This window comes from Mycobacterium sp. ST-F2 (assembly GCF_001905655.1).
In the GTDB taxonomy this organism is placed as follows: Bacteria; Actinomycetota; Actinomycetes; order Mycobacteriales; family Mycobacteriaceae; genus Mycobacterium.
The window spans coordinates 72,424-89,593 of the sequence record NZ_JMHT01000002.1 but is presented as its reverse complement, the minus strand read 5'-3'; the positions used below and the strand labels follow the sequence as shown (position 1 = coordinate 89,593).

Below are 17,170 nucleotides of genomic sequence, written 5' to 3'. Positions count from 1 at the left end.
GAACGCCGGTTCCACCGGCGGGGCGGGCGGTGCCGGCGGCACGAAGGTCTGCTCGACGGCGCCGAACGTGGCGAATCCGCCGGTGTCGGGGCCGAGGCCCGGCAGGGCGGTCACGCCGGTCTCCGCGGTCGACGTGCCGTCCCAGTAGGTACCGAAGTCCGGGATGGCGGGCAGCCCGGCCAGCAGTTCGACGGGGACGTAGATGCCTGCGGTGGTGCCCGACTCCGGGTCGCCTTCGACGGTGTCCCGCAACCGGACGACGAGGCCGTGCTGGGTGGCCAGCCGGCCGACCACGAACAGGCCCATGTGCCGCGCGGTGTACGAGTTGACCTCGCCACCGGAGCGCAGCCGGCTGTTGGCCATGCGGAGATCGGCTTCGGTCATGCCGAGGCCGGAGTCGCTGACCTCGATCACCAGTGCACCGTTGCTCGCGTGCACCGCAGAGACCTGGACGTCCGAACTCGGCGGTGAATACCGCAGGGCGTTATCCAGCAGCTCGGCCATCATGTGCACCAGGTCGCCGGCGACCGAACCGTGGATCTCGGTCTCGGGGGCGCCGATGATGACCACTCGGGTGTAGTCCTCGACCTCGGAGGCCGCGGCGTTGATCACCGCGGTCACGGGCACCGGCTCGCCCTGTTCATGCGGCACGTTGGTGCCGGCCAGCACCAGCAGGTTGGCGCCGTTGCGCCGCATCCGCGCCGCCAGATGATCCAGCCGGAACAGCTTGGACAGCCGCTGCGGATCCTGTTCGTCGCGCTCGAGTTGGTCGATGACCGTCAGCTGCTGGTCGATCAGCGACCGGCTGCGCCGCGACAGCGTCTCGAACATGTCGCTGACCTGGAGCTGCAGCCGGGCCTGCTCACCGGCCAGCAGCACCGCCTGCTCGTGCAGCTCGTCGACGGCGTGGGCGACCTGGCCGATCTCCTCGGTGCTCTGCACCGGCAGCGGGCGCACCGTCACGTCGGCACCGGACCGGACCTCGTCGAGCTCGCGGACCAGATCCTCGTGGGCGACTTTGAGGGCGCTGGTGCGCAGCCGGCGCAGCGGCCGGATCAGGGTGCGCGCCATGTAGAGGACGACGAGCAGCGCCAGCACCATCACCGCGCCGACGAGTACCGAGTCGCGGATGGCTTCGGTGCGCTTGGCGGCGGCCTGATCGTCGACCGCCGAGGTGATGGTGGTGGCCACGCCGTCGATCAGTTTCCCGGCGATGCTGCTCGTGGTCTGGATCGACTGGCTCAGTTCCGGGTTGTTGACCAGCTGGACGTTCGGGTCGGACATCATCGACATCCGTTTGACCATTTCCTGGGCCAGTTTCAGCGCCTCGGGCGAACCGACACCCAGCACTTCACTCATCCCGAACAACGTCGACGGCTCGGTTCCGGCCAGGGTGGTCATCGAGCTGCGGAGTTCAGGGTCCGGCAGTTCTCCGCCGAGGTTGACGAGCAGCTGCTGCATCATCATCTGGCCGCGGGCGCCGACAGCGCGGCTCAGGCCCTGCGTCTGGGCGCGCACCTTCTCGTCGTCGATGCGCACCGAACCGGTGATGGTGTCCTCGGCGGTCAGCAGGATCGGCGCGTACGACGTGACGCGCTCCCGCAGCCCGATGCTGCCCGACGCGACCTTGTTCAGCAGCCCCTGACCACCGTCGAGCAGGGTCTTGAGACCGGTCCGGACGTCAGCCGCGACATCGGTCTCGCTCAGCCGGTGCTGCAGACGTCGTTTGCTCTCGTCATAGGCGCTCAGCGCCTGCTGCGCGTCGCCTCCGGTGGAACTGGCGAATATCGCGGCATCGAACGTGGCCATGTAGTTCGCGATTGCCGGCACCATTTCGGCGCGGTCTGCCGCACGACGCAAATCTCCCGCGTCGGTCCAGCCCGAATAGATGCGCATTCCGCCGAACGTGCCGGCCAGCACCAAAGGCACAATGGCGATCGCGAAAACCTTCCAGGCGACCGGCCAATTCGACGGCGCGAATCGGGACGGACGTTTCGCGGGAGCGCGAGTCACCTGATCAGCTGCCGAAAACTGTTGCGCAGCAGTCATCGCGGCTCGGCTTTCCCGCCGGCCATGGGACCGCAATCAGCTAAATGCACATGGTTCATATTGGTGTTCCCTGCCGGATTCCAGCCCACTCGGGCACAGGACAATCCGCCTGGCAATCTGTCGCAGTATGACAGCGATGAGCAGCCGTTTCCATGCTTCACATCCAACGGGCGGCGTTCGTGACCGATGTGTTGCACAGTTGTGTGGTAAAAAGCGCGCGGACGCGGTGAATTAGAGTGCCTAGATGGCACGGAGCCGGCTGACCCCCGAAGAACGTCGGGACCAGATCCTCGATCTCGGCATGGCGGCATTCTCGGTCCTGCCGTTCGAGCAGGTCGCCATGGAGGACATCGCGGCACAGGCCGAAATTTCAAGGGCCCTGATCTACCACTACTTCCCCAGCAAGAAGGAATTGTTCGCGGCGCTCTGGGCCAGGGCCCACGAGAAATTGGCCCACGACGCGAACTTCACCGCCGCCGATACCGTGCGAGCCCAGATCCGCGGTGCACTCGTCGCTCACTTCTCGTTCTACGAGCACAACATGACGCTGATGATGATCGCCAATCGCAGCGCGATCGCCGCCGATCCCGCGGTGCGCAGCCCGATCACGTTCGAACTGACCCGGCTGCGTGACAGTGCTCTCGACGCCCTGGACCTCGCCGGGTCCGGTCGCGACCTGGTGTCGGTGGCGCTGGCCGGGTGGCTCGCCCTGGTTCGCGAAGTGGCACTGGAATGGCTTGAGCGGCAAAGCTTTTCTCGCGACGCCGCCGTCGACCTGTGCATGACCGCGCTCGACGCCCTGGTGTCACCGCACGCCGATCTGGATCAGCTGCCCCATGGCGTCAGCGGTTCAGCGGCAGCACAGTAACCTACTTCGGCCCCACCTAGACCATAGAGAGGCGGCAGGGTGGCACTGAAGGTGCTGTTCTATTCACCCCGGATCGCGCCGAACACCGGCAACGCGATCCGGATGGTCGCCGCCACCGGCGCCGAGCTGCATCTGGTCGAACCGCTCGGCTTCGACCTGTCCGAGCCGAAACTGCGTCGCGCCGGGTTGGACTACCACGACCTGGCCTCGGTGACGGTCCACCGCGACCTGCCGACCGCCTGGCAGGCGCTCATGCCGGCACGGGTGTTCGCCTTTACCGCGCACGCGGATTCGTCGTTCGCGGACGTGACCTACCGGACCGACGACGTGTTGATGTTCGGCCCCGAACCCACCGGCCTGGATGCCGAGACCCTGGCCGACCCGCACATCACCGGGCAAGTCCGGATCCCGATGATCCCCGGCCGGCGGTCGCTGAACCTGTCCAATGCCGCGGCCGTCGCGGTGTACGAGGCGTGGCGTCAGCTCGGTTTCGCCGAGGGCGTCTAGCCTTACTGACGCCTGCGCTCACCAGGTGTCCCAGTGCGCGAGCTGCTCGGCAGGCAGTCGCTGGGCCTTCTTGAAGTCGGTGCCCTTGGTGTAGGCGATGGGGAACAATCCGCCCTGGGTGTAGCGCTCGAATGGGATACCCAGGAGCTCGGCGGCCTTCCGCTCACCGCCACCGAGCAGATGCAGCGTCGTCCACGCCGATCCCAACCCGCGTGAGCGCAGCGCGAGCATGAAGCTCCATACCGCCGGCAGCAGCGAGCCCCAGTACGACGCCTGCATGCCCGCTTCCGCGTTGTCGGGCCGGCCTTCGAGGCACGGGATCATCAGCACCGGAGCCTTCTCGAAGTTCTCGTTGAGGAACTCCGCCGAACTCTTGACCGCGCCGGCACGGTCATCACGCATGTCACCGCGCTGGGGTGCGTCCATCGCCAGGTACGGCGTGGCGTTGGTGCGGTAGATGTCGGCCAGCGCCTTCTTCTTGGCCTCGTCCTCGACGAAGACGAACTGCCAGCCCTGGTTGTTGGAGCCGGTCGGCGCCTGCAGCGCCAGATCCAGACACTCCATGATCACCTCACGCGGCACCGGTTTCTCGAAATCGAGTCGCTTACGCACCGAGCGGGTCGAGGTCAGCACTTCGTCAGCGGTGAGGTTCAGCGTCATAGCCGCACCCTACCGCCGGCCCGACGCCGCCCGGGGCGACGGTGTCAGTGCCTCTCAGTGGCGAGGCAGCTTCGTCACCGCGCGCACGATCGGTACCAGCGACTTCTGCCACAGTGACTTCGACAGACCGAACGGCGGGTCGAGGTTGAGCACCTTGGACGTCGAAATCGTCTGGGACTCAGTGTATTTCAGCAGACCCTCGGCACCGTGCCGGCGACCCACACCCGAGATTCCCATGCCGCCCATGGGCGCACCGAGGCTGCCCCAGGCCAGGGCATAACCCTCGTCGACGTTGACCGTTCCGGACCGCAGGCGCGACGCGATCTGCTCGCCCTCCTCGATGGAGGCGGCCCACACACTGGCGTTGAGCCCGTACTCGGTGTCGTTGGCCTTGGCGATGGCCTCATCGACGTTGGCAACCGGGTAGATCGACACCAGCGGGCCGAAGGTCTCGTTGTTGGCGCACTCCATGTCAGAGGTGACATCGGTGAGGACAGTCGGCTCGTAGAACAGCGGGCCGATGTCCGGGCGGGCGTTGCCACCGGCAATCACCTTGGCGCCCTTGACCTTTGCGTCGTCGACGTGGCCGGAGACGGTCTTGAGCTGGCCTTCGGAGATGAGGCTGCCCATGTCGACGGTGAAGTCGTAGGCGGTGCCGAGCTGCATCTTGCGGACCTGGTCACCGAACTTGCGGGTGAACTCGTCGGCGATGTCGCGTTCGACGTAGATGCGCTCGATCGAGATGCAGAGCTGGCCGGCGTTGGAGAAGCAGGCGCGGGTGGCAGCCTTGGCCACCTTGTCGAGGTTGGCGCCCTGGGCGACGATCATCGCGTTCTTGCCGCCGAGTTCGGCGGAGAACCCGATGAGGCGACGGCCGGCCTGCTCGGCGAGGTGACTGCCGGTGGCCGACGAGCCGGTGAACATCAAGTAGTCGCAGTTGTCGGCGATCGCGGTGCCGACCACCGAACCCGGTCCGGGGACCACGGCGTAGAGCGCCCGCGGCAGACCGGCGCGGTACAGCAGCTCGGCGCAGGCCAGCGCGCAGTACGGGGTCTGGCTGTCCGGCTTGAGCACCACCGCGTTGCCCGCGAGCAGGGCGGGTACGGCGTCGGAGGCGGTCAGGGTCATCGGGTAGTTCCACGGCGAGATGACGCCGACGACGCCCTTGGGCTGGTAGGCGACGGTGGTCCGGTTCAGTCCCGGCAGCAGCGGCGCGACCCGGCGCGGCTTGAGCAGCTTGGCGGCGACCTTCGCGTAGTAGTCAGCGTTGGCGAAGAGGTCGATGATCTCTTCCTGGGCCGCCCACCGCGCCTTGCCGGCCTCGGCCTGCAGCAGGTCCATGAGGAACTCGCGGTTCTCGAGAACCAGGTCGCGGTAGCGCGCGATCACCGCGGCCCGCTCGGCCACCGGACGCTTGACCCAATCACGCTGGGCGGCACGCGCTTTGGCGAATGCCTTCTCGGCATCCTCGGCGGTCGCGACGGGGATGGTGGTCAGCGGCTTGCCGGTGAAGACCTCGTCGATGACCCGGGTCGGCCGGGCGTCGATGTCGTCGATGGCGGCCAGTTGGCGCAGACGATCGAAAACCTGCGCTGACGGTGTGGGCATGCTGGCTCTCCTGAGTCGGTCGCGGATGCGCGGTATTTTGCGGTACCGGCGGTCTCGGTAACACTACGCGACAGCTCGCGGCTGCCATAGATCAAGCTTTTTACAAATTGAGCGATATGTCAATGAATTGGGCAAAATTACCCACTTCGTCTGCCCTGGGGCGGCCATCGGGGTGATTCGACCGTCGAGATACCCGGGCTACCGGTTGATCCTGTATCCACGGCGCACTTGTTCGAGTGCGGTACGCCGTGACGTCAGGGTCAATGATTCTGGGCGCAGGAATCGAGTCGACCCCGCATCCTGGGCGCAATTGTGCGAGTAGACCTCGGCGAGGACGCACCTTCAACCGCGCCAACGCACCGCCCTGCCGAATTTCTCTCACTGGAAGTCCCGGGACTTGGCCGCCACCCGCAGATCGAGCCGGCCCATCCGGTCCGCGACCACTGTGACCGCCCCACTGGCGTTCTGCACGATGCCACGGACCAGCAGAGCGGGCGCCGTCTGCGCCAGTTTCCCGTGCCGGGACCACACCCCCGGTGCGCACAACACGTTGACCATGCCGGTCTCGTCCTCCAGGTTGATGAACGTGACCCCCTGCGCGGTGGCCGGACGCTGCCGGTGGGTGACCGCGCCGGCCACCACGATGCGGGTGCCGTCGGGCACCTCCAGCAGACGGTTGGCCGGCACCACGTCCAGCGCGTCCAGATCCTCCCTCAAAAACTGCGTCGGATAGCTGTCCGGCGAGATGCCCGTGGCCCACACATCGGCGGCCGCCAGTTCCAGTTCCGTCATCCCGGGCAGTGCCGGAATGCCCCCGGCCGATCCGACGCCGGGTAACCGGTCCGGACGCTCCGCGGCCGCCGCTCCGGCCGCCCACAACCCCTCCCGCCTGGTGATGCCGAAACAGCCCAACGCCCCGGCGGTGGCCAGCGCCTCGGCCTGCGGCACGGACAGTTGCACCCGACCGGTCAGGTCGAGCAGGGAAGCATACGGTCCGTTGGCTTTTCGTTCGTCGACGATGCGCTGCGCCAACTCGTCCCCGATATGCCGGACCGTCCCCAACCCCAGCCGCACCTCGGCGCCGTGGTTCTCGCACGTCGCATACGCCAGGCTCGCGTTCACGTCCGGCCCGTGCACCAACACCCCGTGCCGACGGGCATCTGCCACCAGCGACTGCGGCGAGTAGAAGCCCATCGGCTGAGCCCGCAGCAACGCCGCGCAGAACACCGCGGGGTGGTGCAGCTTGAACCACGACGAGGAGAACACCAGCGACGCGAAACTCAGCGCGTGGCTCTCCGGGAAGCCGAAATTGGCGAAGGCTTCGAGCTTTTCATAAATGCGCTCAGCCATGGGGCCGGTGATGCCGTGCAGTTCGCGCATGCCGTCGTAGAACCGTCCGCGCAGTTGCCGCATCCGTTCGGTGGATCGTTTCGACCCCATGGCCCGGCGCAGCTGATCAGCCTCGGCAGGAGTGAAACCGGCGCAATCGACGGCCAGTTGCATGAGCTGTTCCTGGAACAGTGGCACACCCAGCGTCCTGGTCAGCGCCGCCTCCATGGACTTGTGCTCGCACGTAGCGTCCTCCAATCCGTTGTGCCGCCGGATGTACGGGTGCACCGAGCCGCCCTGGATCGGGCCGGGACGGATCAGCGCCACCTCGACCACCAGGTCGTAGAACTTCTTGGGCTTCAGCCGCGGCAGCGTGGCCATCTGCGCCCGGGACTCCACCTGGAACACCCCCACCGAGTCGGCGCGCTGCAGCATCTCGTACACCGCAGGCTCGGACAGGTCCAGCTTGGCCAGATCCACCTCGAGACCTTTCTGTTCCCTGGCCAGATCGATCATGTAGTGCAGGGCCGAGAGCATGCCCAGGCCGAGCAGGTCGAATTTCACCAAACCGATTGCCGCACAGTCGTCTTTGTCCCACTGCAGCACGCTGCGGTTCTCCATCCGCGCCCACTCCACCGGACACACGTCCGCTATCGGACGATCACATATCACCATGCCGCCGGAGTGAATTCCCATGTGCCGCGGCAGATTCCTGATCTGCAGCGCCAGGTCGATCACCGCCTCGGGGATGTCCTCGACATCCGGGGACTCGGCCAACCCGTTCCACCTGCTGATCTGCTTGCTCCAGGCATCCTGCTGCCCCTGCGAAAACCCGAGGGCCCGAGCCATGTCCCGCACCGAACTGCGGCCGCGGTAGGTGATGACATTGGCCACCTGCGCGGCATAGTCCCGGCCGTACTTCTCGTAGACGAACTGGATGACGTTCTCGCGCAGGTCCGATTCGATGTCGATGTCGATGTCGGGTGGGCCGTCACGCGCAGGGGACAGGAACCGCTCGAACAGCAGCTCGTTGGCGACGGGGTCGACATTGGTGATCCCCAGCGCGTAGCAGACCGCCGAGTTGGCCGCCGACCCCCGGCCCTGGCACAGGATGTCGCTCTCCCGGCAGAACTCGGTGATGCTGTGCACCACCAGGAAGTAGCCCGGAAACTCCAGCTGCTCAATGATTTTCAGCTCATGCTCGATCTGCCGGTACGCCTTCTCCCGCTCCGCATCCGGCTTCCAGCCGTACCGTCGGGCCGCCCCGTCCGCCACCAACTCGCGCAGCCAACTGATCTCGGTGTGCCCTTCCGGCACGTCGAATGGTGGCAGTTTCGGTGCGATCAAACGCAATTCGAACGCACACCGCTCCCCCAGTTCGGCGGCATTCGTGACCGCACCCGGGTGGTGGGCGAACAGCCGGGCCATCTCCGCCCCCGACCGCAGGTGCGACCCACCCAGCGGAGCCAGCCAACCTTCGGCCTCATCCATCGAATTGCGCGCCCGGATGGCACCCATCGCCATCGCCAGCTTCCCTCTCGACGGCGCGGCGAAATGCGCCGCGGTGGTGGCGATGACGTCGAGACCGAACCGCGGCGCCAGCGCGGCCAGCACGGCATTGCGTTCGTCGTCGAGCGGGTGTCCGTGGTGGGTCAGTTCGATGGTCACCCGGTCGGCGCCGAACCGGTCCACCAGGTCGGTCAGCGCCTCGCCCGCAGCCTCTGCGCCACCCGTCGACAGGGCTTGGCGCACGTGCCCTTTACGGCACCCGGTGAGGATCTGCCAGTGCCCACCGGCAGCCTCGGTGAGGGTGTCCAGGTCATAACTCAGCACTCCTTTCTCCCCGCCGGCCAGATGCGCCCGGGCCAGTTCCCGGGACAACCGCCGATACCCCTCGGGCCCGCGGGCCAGCACCAGCAGATGCGGGCCCGGCGGATCCGGCAACTCGGTGCGAGGGGTGTTGCTCAGCGACAGTTCAGCACCGAAAACCGTTGCCATGTCCAGCTCTTTGGCAGCCTCGGCAAAGCGCACGACGCCGTAGAGCCCGTCGTGGTCGGTCAGCGCGATGGCCCGCAGATCCAGCCGGACGGCCTCCTCCACCAGCTCCTCGGGAGTGCTGGCGCCATCGAGGAAGCTGTACGCCGAGTGGGCGTGCAGCTCGGCGTACGGCACGGGCGTGCCCTGCCGGGCCGGGCGGTCCACCGGTCGATAGTCGCCGCGTTTGCGTGACCAGGCCGGACTGTCACCGCCATCGGCCGGCGACTCCGGAGAGGCACCGGCGACCCGCGGCTTGCCCTCGAGCACCCGCTGCATCTCCGCCCAACTCGGCGGCCCGTTGTGCCAACCCATCACTCCAGAGTATTCGAAACTTTGTTCGAATGCCAGTGTCCAGCGAGGCCTGCGCGAGGCTGCCGGCGGGCGCAGTGACGACCACGACAAGCACCAGCGTTCACCCCATGAGGCTCACAGGAGCGCGTCGCACCATGTGAATTTTGATCCGGCCACTCCGATGATTACGCATCGACCGTCGGTCAGAAAAATTGCCATATCTGCTCAACCAAACACGATGATCCATCAAACGATGCAGAAACACCCACTAAATCCGCCACAAATAGATCTTTCGGCAATTGATCATTTGTTTGCCAAAAATGCACATCCGCGACAATTTTTGCTTTCACCGACGCCTGGACCAGGCACTATGCCGATTGTGATTCACAGAAATGGCCACTTTGCTTTGCCATTCGCGCGCATACTCAGCTCACACTGACAACTTCAGAGCCCAGCGAGGTCGTTATGACGGTCCAGGAAATCCATCCGGTTCGCACTCACGGCGTCGATACCGAATATCTTCATGATCCAGGCAAGCATTCCCATGCCCGGCCACCAATTTCGATGGCGTGCTGGCGCACGATCTTTCTTACCGGCTTCAGCACCGCGCTTTTCGCCTACGCCGGGCTTCCTGTCGCGGCGGCCAGTCCGGAATCCTCCACCCCGGAAGCGTCGAGCACCGAGTCGTCACATGCGGTGCGGCACGATCAAAAATCGGCACTGAGGGCGACGAGTGGCCGGCCAGCTCATCGCCCACGCCCCAAGGCGACGACGTCGCGCCCAGCGTCCGCGACCCCGGTCAGCGCCACCGCCGACACCACCGCGTCCGGCGCAGCCGCTGTCAGCGCCCCGAAATCCGTTGATACGCAGCCAGAAGTCACGACCAACGTCGTCACGACACTTTCCGATGCGCCACGCTCGCCGTTACGCAGACCGGCCATCCCGGCAGACTCGAACTTCCTCATGGCCCTTGTCGACGCCGTGCGCCGCGAACTCTGGCACCCGCGCCGTGCCACGACCACGACGCCCCAATCCACCGCCAGCCTGACGACGACCACCAGCCCGACCACCGACGTCACCACCGCCGTCAGCACAAAGGGCCCAGTGGCGACTACGGCCGTGCTCACCAACCCGGTGGCGGTCAATGACAGTTTCTCGGGCACCGCCAACACCCCCATCACCGGCAATGTCCAGACCAACGACATCGCACCGTCGAGCAAGCCTTTGACCACAAAGCTCGTGACCGGCCCGGTGAGCGGCACCCTGGTCCTCAATACCAACGGCACATTCACCTACACACCGGCCGCCAACTTCTCCGGGACGGACACGTTCACCTACATGGACAACGTCGCCTCCCGCAAGAGCGGCGTCGCGACGGTGACACTCACCGTCGTCCCCGCGCCCCAACCACCCGCGCCGACGACGCTGCCGATCGTCGGGGTTCAAGGCATCAACCAATGGGATGGTCTGACACAGAGCCAGGTCACCTCGGCCCTCGCGGCCGCGAAAGCGGCGGGCGCGACGCAGGTCCGGATGACGATCAGCTGGGCGATCGTCGAGCGGAACAAGGGCACCTACGACTGGTCGACCATCGATCCGGTCCTCAACAACATCCTGAATGCCGGAATGACACCCATGGCCGTGGTGTACGACACGCCGCTGTGGCTGTCGAACACCACCAATCCGCACACCCCTCCGGCCAATGCGACCCAGGACGCCCAATTCGGCCAATTCGCGGCGGCCGTGGCCCAGCGCTACGCCGGCAAGATCACGACGTTCGAGATCTGGAACGAGCAGAACATCACCCAGTTCTGGCCGAATCCGGATCCGGCCAGATACACGGCGGTACTCAAGGCGGCCTACACCGCGATCAAGAACGTCGCTCCGAACGACCGCGTGATCGTCGGCGGCTTGGCTCCTGACCCCACCGGCATTCCCGGCACCATCGCCTACATCAACGGCATGTACGCGGCCGGCGCCAAGGGCTACTTCGACGAAATGACCTACCACGACTACTTCCAACCGTGGCCCGTGGTCATCGACCCGCTCGCGGCGATTCACGACGTCATGGTCGCCAATGGAGATGGGGGCAAGCAGATCTGGATCACCGAAGCGGGCGCGCCGACCGGCACCTCGTCGATCTCCGAAACCCAGCAGCAGCAGGCAGACACCATCACGACGCTGCTGAAGCAGGCCCAGCAGTACAGCTACATCGGCCCCATCTACTTCTACGAAATCATGGACAACGGCACCAACCTCGCCAATCCGGAGAACAACTTCGGGCTGATCACCCAGGCGGGGGTACCGAAACTCGCCTACACGGCGTTGAAGAACTTCATGACCGCGGCGAGTGCGACAACTGCCGCGTGACGAACCGATCGCAGAAGTCCCCGGGACCTCGAGCGGCCGCCGTGCGACGAGATCGCCGACGGCGTCGGAAGAGTTCGATCTCGCTCAGCCGGTGAAGTCGATCCGAACCGATACCGGCGTCGTTTCCAACGCCTTCACCAGCTTGGCCCCCAGACGTCCGAATTTCCGGCCACGTTCGATCACATCGTCGTCAGGCCTGAAGTTCGCAATTCCGGAGCGCCACCGATCCCCCTGGCGCACACGGATATTCGGGTTTTCGAGGATGTTGGTACCCCAACCGGACCGGGTACCGTGCTGGCAGATCAGCCAGGCACCTGCATCGTCGAACTGAGCAGATACGGGGACGCGACGCAGCTGCCCGGTCTTACGGCCAATGGTCTCGAGCTCTGTGGCCAACGCAGTGCGCACGCCGAGTCCGGTCAGCCCCTTCACCATTGGATTCAGCACATAGCGGCCGATCGCTCGTTCCCTTCGGAACTTTCGCAACGTCTTGTCCTGGTTGGCATTCGTCATGACCGTCTCCGTCGTCAAGGCGCTCGGCCACCTGATCGGTGAGCGCAAGCCAAGCTTAGTAGACCGATCGGTATACATCAACGGGATGCCGTCCATCAAAAGTCGTCAGGCACACCTGGAGCGACCGGCCAACCGAATGCGATTGCCGCCCGGTGCACAGAACCTGGGGTGAGCTCTTCGACAAGACCCGCGTTCACCAGCGCCTGGAGGTTCACGGCGCCGAGGTAGATGCCACCCAGATCGCGCACCGAGATGGCGATATCGCCCGGTGCCGTGGTGGTTTCGCAGTCAGCACCGTCCGGTCCGCCGCGCAGACGCCACCGGCCGGTGTTCCATGGGCAGAACTCGTCGGTGACGTCCAGCACCACATCGACGGGTGTGGCGTAGCTGCGCAACGCGAGTGCGCGACACACGTCGACCAGCCGCACGTAGATACCGTCCCTGACTTGGCACGCGAGGGCACGCTGGTCGGCCACCAAGCTGCGGAGCGGCTCATCGACCGCTGCACCGTCGTAAACGACGGTCCTGACCAGGTCCATATCCAGGAGGTAGCGCCAAAGCTGCGCATACGCACGAGGATTGGTGGCGAGCACCTCTTGGATCTGGAGTTCGCTGTTGGGTTGGCCGCGGTCCGTCCAGCTGTTCTTCGGCCGGTAAATGGCGAATCCGCTGACGGTGCCGTCGGCCTCGCGATGCAGGAGGAAGCGAATCTTGCCGGCCTCCTTGCGCCGTTCCTCGCTGTCGTGGATCCAGTGGCCCCACCACGGTCCCGGGCGCTCCATCAAACCCGGGCGCTGCACCATGACTCGCCGATGAACCTCGGGCGCACTGGCCATCAACGTCTCGGCGTCGACGTGGTCAACCGAGCCGTCGCCGAACTGGGCCTCCGGGCGGAAGCCCAGTTCGCGGACCTGACCGGACAGCTCCGCAACCGGCACCGCCATGCCGTAGCCGAAGCGCCCGTAGATTGCGGACTCCGACGCGTACAGCATGGCCAGCGCCTCGGTGCCCCGCACTCGGATGTCATCGAGTTGGTGGCGCATCATCGCGGTGAGCAGGCCGCGGCGTCGATGGCTGGGCGACACCGTGACGGCAGTGACGGCGGCCACCGGAGCGGTGCCGCCACCGGGCAGCACCACGTGCTTACCGAAAGCTCCTGCGGTGGATACCCAACGGGTGCCGTCATGGAATCCGAACATGCGGTCGTAGTCCGTGAAGGCACGAGCCAGGTCGATCTCGTCCTGACGCGGATCCTGCAGGAACACCTCGTACGACGCGGCTGCGAACGCGTCGTAATCATCGCTGTCGCTGACAGCGCGCAGCGTCAAATCGGTCATGTACCAACGGGTATCACGAAGGCACCTGGAGAGTCATCCGATTATTTCCGAGTTCGAGCGAAACATGAACGCCGCCAACCGATCAGCTTTCGATTGCGCCGGCGCCAGAGCCCGAACCACGACACCAAAATGAGCCGCTACCGCGATCGCGGAGTACGGCATCGTCCGGGCCTCTTCGAACTGGCATAGCTGCTGCGATGTGGATACCCGCGGTGAAACCCGGCAAACCGTCGGGTGACCTGCCCGATCGGGTAGGTAGCGACCTACCCACGCGCACATTGGTCCGAGCGACGGCACACCGTAGGCTGGGCGTGTTACCTGGATCACAGGATGAGGAATGGGTCGGGTGAGACTCGATGTGATGGCGCCCGCGCAGATCGCGGCGACGACGGCGGCGACCGCTCCGCCGACTCGGCTGTTGAAATTTCATGCCCCGGAGATCGTGTTCGGCATCGACTCGATGGCGGAGGCCGCATACGCCGCGGTCCGCCTGGGCGGGCTGCGGCCGATGCTGGTCACCGACCCCGGCCTGATCGAGGCCGGCTGGGTGGCCGAGCTGGTCGGGCACCTACGTGCCCAGTGCGTCGAGGCGCACGTGTGGAGTGCTCTGACGCCGAACCCCAAAGATCACGAGGTGACTGCAGGCCACGAGTTCTACCGGTCGCACGGCTGCGATGTGCTCATTGCTCTGGGCGGCGGCTCGGTGATCGACGCCGCCAAAGGCGTAGCGATCCTGGCGGCCAATGGCGGACACATCCTCGACTACGCCGGAGTCGACAAGGCGACCGCGCCGATTCCGCCACTGGTGGTGCTGCCGTCCACGTCGGGCACCGGCGCCGACGTCTCACAGTTCTGCATCGTCACCGACACGACCCACAACACCAAGATCACCATCTTGGGCCGTGCCCTGGTCCCCGACATCACCGTCATCGATCCCCGCCTGCTCACCACCATGCCCGAATGGCTCAATGCGGCAACGGGTCTGGACGCGCTGACGCACGGCATCGAGGCGTTTGTATCGCTCGGGCACAACCAGCTGACCGACCATCACGCACTGCGGTCGGTCGTGATGGTCACCGAAAACCTGGTCAGCACCATCGAGCGACCGCAGGACATGCCGGCCCGGGTGCTGATGGCCCAAGCCGCATTGGAAGCGGGTCTCGCGTTCACCAACGCCATCCTGGGAGCCGCGCACGCCATGAGCCATCAGGTCGGTGGGCTCCTCGACTTGCCGCACGGCGTCATCAACGGCGTGCTGCTACCCCACGTGGTGCGGTTCAACGCCGAGGCCGATCCGGCTCCTTTCGCCACCATCGCCACTTGCCTCGGGATCGCCGACAAGCGCGCTCCGGAGCTGGAATCCGCACTGGCACTTGCTGATCGACTCCAGGAGCTGGCCAGGCAGGTCGGCGTGCCGCGCGGGCTGGCCGAGTTGGGAGTGCGCGACGTCGATGTTCCGGTGTTGGCCCACAACGCTCTTCAGGATGCGTGCCTGACCACCAACCCCCGCCCCATCGACGATGCGCAGCTGCGCGCGCTGTTCCGGGCTGCGCTATGACAACCTTGCCCGGCAACCCGGTGGTCCCGCGACGCGCCGCCGTCCCGGATCTGGATCAGCTCACGGGTGTGCGTTCCGGCAAAGGCACGTTCTATCCCGAGTTCCGGGTGGCGGCGCAACGCACCGAACGGGTGGTCGCCGCGCTCGACGCCATCTCGCGTGCTCTGGTTCAGACCGTCAACGGACCCGAGAATCTGGTCCGGGCCGTCGCCGAGGCAGCCCGTACCCACCTCGGTGCCGAATGGGTGCTGTTGGCGCTGGCGGACGGTGCTCTGCCGGAGGCGCGACCCCGTCACCTCATCCTGGACGCCGATGGGCACGCATACTCCTTCGAAGGCCTGTCGGGCACCAAACATCCGGTACCGCACCTTCCGGATGCGGTCCTGAACCGGCTCAACGACGTCCTGCGCGGTCAGCTTGCCCAGTTCCGTGTACCGGTGATCGAAAGCCACCACTCACATGTCCCGATCGAACTCGACGGCGGGGTCGTCGGGGCGTTCGCGGCCTGGACGCCGCCGCACCGGCTCCTCGACGGTATCGACGAGGCGGTGATGCGGATTCTCGCCAGCCAGACTGCGGTGGCGCTACAGAACTGTGAACTGTTCCAGCGTTCGCAAACCCTGCTGGCGCAGTCGGAGGCACGCAACGCACAGTTGCTGGCGACGCAACGGGAACTCGGTGCGGCACAACGCCATCAGGTGCTGGACTCCGAGCGGCACCGCATCGCACGGGAACTGCATGACAGCGTCGCGCAGACGGTCTTGTCGGCGGGCATGCAGATCGAGGTGTGCCGTAGCGAGGTCGAATCACGTTCCGGCCCAGCAAGTCTGGTCGAACGGCTGGACACGGCCAAAGCACTGACCCGGTCAGCGGTCGACCAACTGCGGTCGGCCATTTATGCGCTCAATCATTCCTCCGATGCCGATCGGTCCAGCCTGCCCGAGCTGCTCGAACAGCTCGCCACGGTGCACATGCCAAAAGACCTGCGGGTGACGCTGCGGGTCGACGGCGGTGTCGCCGAATTGCCCAGCGCGGTCGAACGCAGCCTGCTCCGGATCGCCGGTGAGGCGCTGTTCAACACCGCGATGCACGGCCGCGCCTCACGGGCCATCGTGCGCTTGAGCTACCGCGCCGCCGGCGTCACCCTGTCGGTGTCCGACGACGGCATCGGCGACCCCGACAAGATCCGGCTGATGCTTCGACTGGCCGACGTCGCCGACCTCGATGGGCATCATCGAGGCCTGGCGAACATGCTGGCACGCTGCCGGGAATACGGCGGGACCTTCACGGTCGGCCGGTCTCGCATCGGCGGCGTGCGGGTTGTCGCCACCATCCCGCGGGCCCCAGAAGAAGCTCCGCGCGAAGGAGTTGTGCCATGACCGTTGACACCGGTACCGGGACCATCCGCCTTGCGCTGGTGGACGACCATGCCATCCTCCGACAGGGCCTGCGGTCACTACTGGAACGCGAGCATGATCTCGTCGTGGTCGGCGAAGCCTCCAGCGAGCCCGAAGCAGTCGCCATGGTCGCGGCGACGCGACCCGATGTGGTGCTGGTCGATCTCAAGCTGTCAGCGGGGTCGGACTTCGAGGGATTGTCCTTGTGTACCAAGCTCTCTGGAGCTCACCCCGACGTCGGGCTGCTCGTCCTGACCACGTTCCTCGATGAGGACCTCGTGGTCCGTGCGGTGCATGCCGGAGCGCGCGGCTACGTGGTCAAGGACGTCGACACCACAGAACTGGTGCGGGCGATCCGTGCGATCTCCGTCGGGCAGAGCGCGTTCGACTCGCGCAGCGCGGCCGCCGTGGTCCGCTCGATGAGTGGACGCGGCGATCATCGCGAGAAGCTCACCGACCGCGAGATGGAAGTGTTGCGGCTGCTCGCGGCGGGCCTGTCGAACCACAAGATCGGTGAGCAGCTGTACATCTCGGCTACCACCGCCAAGTTCCACATCAGCAACATCATGCGCAAACTCGACGTCAGCCGACGTGCCGAGGCCGTGTACGCGGCGAGTAAACGCGGACTGATCTAGGCCGACGATCT

At 65.9% G+C, this 17,170-nt stretch carries 13 protein-coding genes; 6 read left to right on the top strand and 7 right to left on the bottom strand.

The features are described 5' to 3' along the window. Positions 1–2,049 (bottom strand): HAMP domain-containing sensor histidine kinase (locus EB75_RS00870; protein WP_217267671.1); only part of this gene is annotated, 2,049 nt, incomplete at its 3' end. 244 nt (positions 2,050–2,293) lie between these two features. Here EB75_RS00870 and EB75_RS00865 point away from each other — a divergent pair. Further along, entirely contained in the window at positions 2,294–2,917 is a 624-nt protein-coding gene (locus EB75_RS00865) for a TetR/AcrR family transcriptional regulator (RefSeq protein WP_083611844.1), read from the top strand. A 45-nt stretch (positions 2,918–2,962) separates the two neighbouring features. After that, positions 2,963–3,424 (top strand): tRNA (cytidine(34)-2'-O)-methyltransferase, encoded by a 462-nt coding sequence (locus EB75_RS00860; protein WP_073693609.1) that lies wholly within the window; start codon positions 2,963–2,965, stop codon positions 3,422–3,424. An 18-nt stretch (positions 3,425–3,442) separates the two neighbouring features. On the opposite strand, the gene EB75_RS00855 is transcribed toward EB75_RS00860, so the two are convergent. The 4 genes from EB75_RS00855 to EB75_RS29140 form a co-directional block, all read right to left on the bottom strand. After that, positions 3,443–4,084: a nitroreductase family protein gene (locus EB75_RS00855; protein ID WP_073693595.1), complete on the bottom strand. Its 642-nt coding sequence runs from the start codon at positions 4,082–4,084 to the stop codon at positions 3,443–3,445. Positions 4,085–4,138: 54 nt separating this feature from the next. Next, positions 4,139–5,692 carry a succinic semialdehyde dehydrogenase gene (locus EB75_RS00850; protein WP_073693594.1) on the bottom strand — a complete coding sequence of 518 codons (1,554 nt, stop codon included), beginning with the start codon at positions 5,690–5,692 and terminating at the stop codon, positions 4,139–4,141. A gap of 378 nt (positions 5,693–6,070) precedes the next feature. Further along, the gene (locus EB75_RS00845; RefSeq protein WP_073693593.1) at positions 6,071–9,370 is read right to left on the bottom strand and encodes an error-prone DNA polymerase; all 3,300 of its coding nucleotides are present in this window, start codon (positions 9,368–9,370) and stop codon (positions 6,071–6,073) included. A gap of 725 nt (positions 9,371–10,095) precedes the next feature. Beyond that, positions 10,096–10,314: a hypothetical protein gene (locus tag EB75_RS29140; protein ID WP_073693592.1), complete on the bottom strand. Its 219-nt coding sequence runs from the start codon at positions 10,312–10,314 to the stop codon at positions 10,096–10,098. Between EB75_RS29140 and EB75_RS00835 the strand changes: the two genes are divergently transcribed. Further along, a complete protein-coding gene (locus EB75_RS00835) occupies positions 10,313–11,719 on the top strand; it encodes an Ig-like domain-containing protein (RefSeq protein WP_073693591.1) in 1,407 nt (468 codons plus the stop codon). The genes EB75_RS29140 and EB75_RS00835 overlap by 2 nt on opposite strands. Positions 11,720–11,803: 84 nt before the next feature. Here EB75_RS00835 and EB75_RS00830 read toward each other — a convergent pair whose 3' ends face one another. After that, positions 11,804–12,232, bottom strand: coding sequence for a nitroreductase/quinone reductase family protein (locus EB75_RS00830; RefSeq protein WP_073693590.1), 429 nt, complete (start codon positions 12,230–12,232; stop codon positions 11,804–11,806). 95 nt (positions 12,233–12,327) lie between these two features. Further along, a complete protein-coding gene (locus EB75_RS00825; protein WP_073693589.1) occupies positions 12,328–13,569 on the bottom strand; it encodes a GNAT family N-acetyltransferase in 1,242 nt (413 codons plus the stop codon). A 361-nt stretch (positions 13,570–13,930) separates the two neighbouring features. On the opposite strand from EB75_RS00825, the gene EB75_RS00820 reads away from it, so the two are divergent. The 3 genes from EB75_RS00820 to EB75_RS00810 are packed head-to-tail and all read left to right on the top strand — an operon-like array spanning position 13,931 to position 17,159. Next, positions 13,931–15,127 (top strand): iron-containing alcohol dehydrogenase, encoded by a 1,197-nt coding sequence (locus tag EB75_RS00820; protein ID WP_073693588.1) that lies wholly within the window; start codon positions 13,931–13,933, stop codon positions 15,125–15,127. After that, positions 15,124–16,506: a MadS family sensor histidine kinase gene (locus tag EB75_RS00815; protein WP_073693587.1), complete on the top strand. Its 1,383-nt coding sequence runs from the start codon at positions 15,124–15,126 to the stop codon at positions 16,504–16,506. Before EB75_RS00820 ends, EB75_RS00815 begins: the two co-directional genes overlap by 4 nt. After that, on the top strand, positions 16,503–17,159 hold the full coding sequence (locus EB75_RS00810; RefSeq protein ID WP_073693586.1) for a MadR family response regulator transcription factor: 657 nt from the start codon (positions 16,503–16,505) through the stop codon (positions 17,157–17,159). The genes EB75_RS00815 and EB75_RS00810 overlap by 4 nt, the downstream gene beginning before the upstream one ends. The last annotated feature ends 11 nt before the right edge of the window (positions 17,160–17,170 follow it).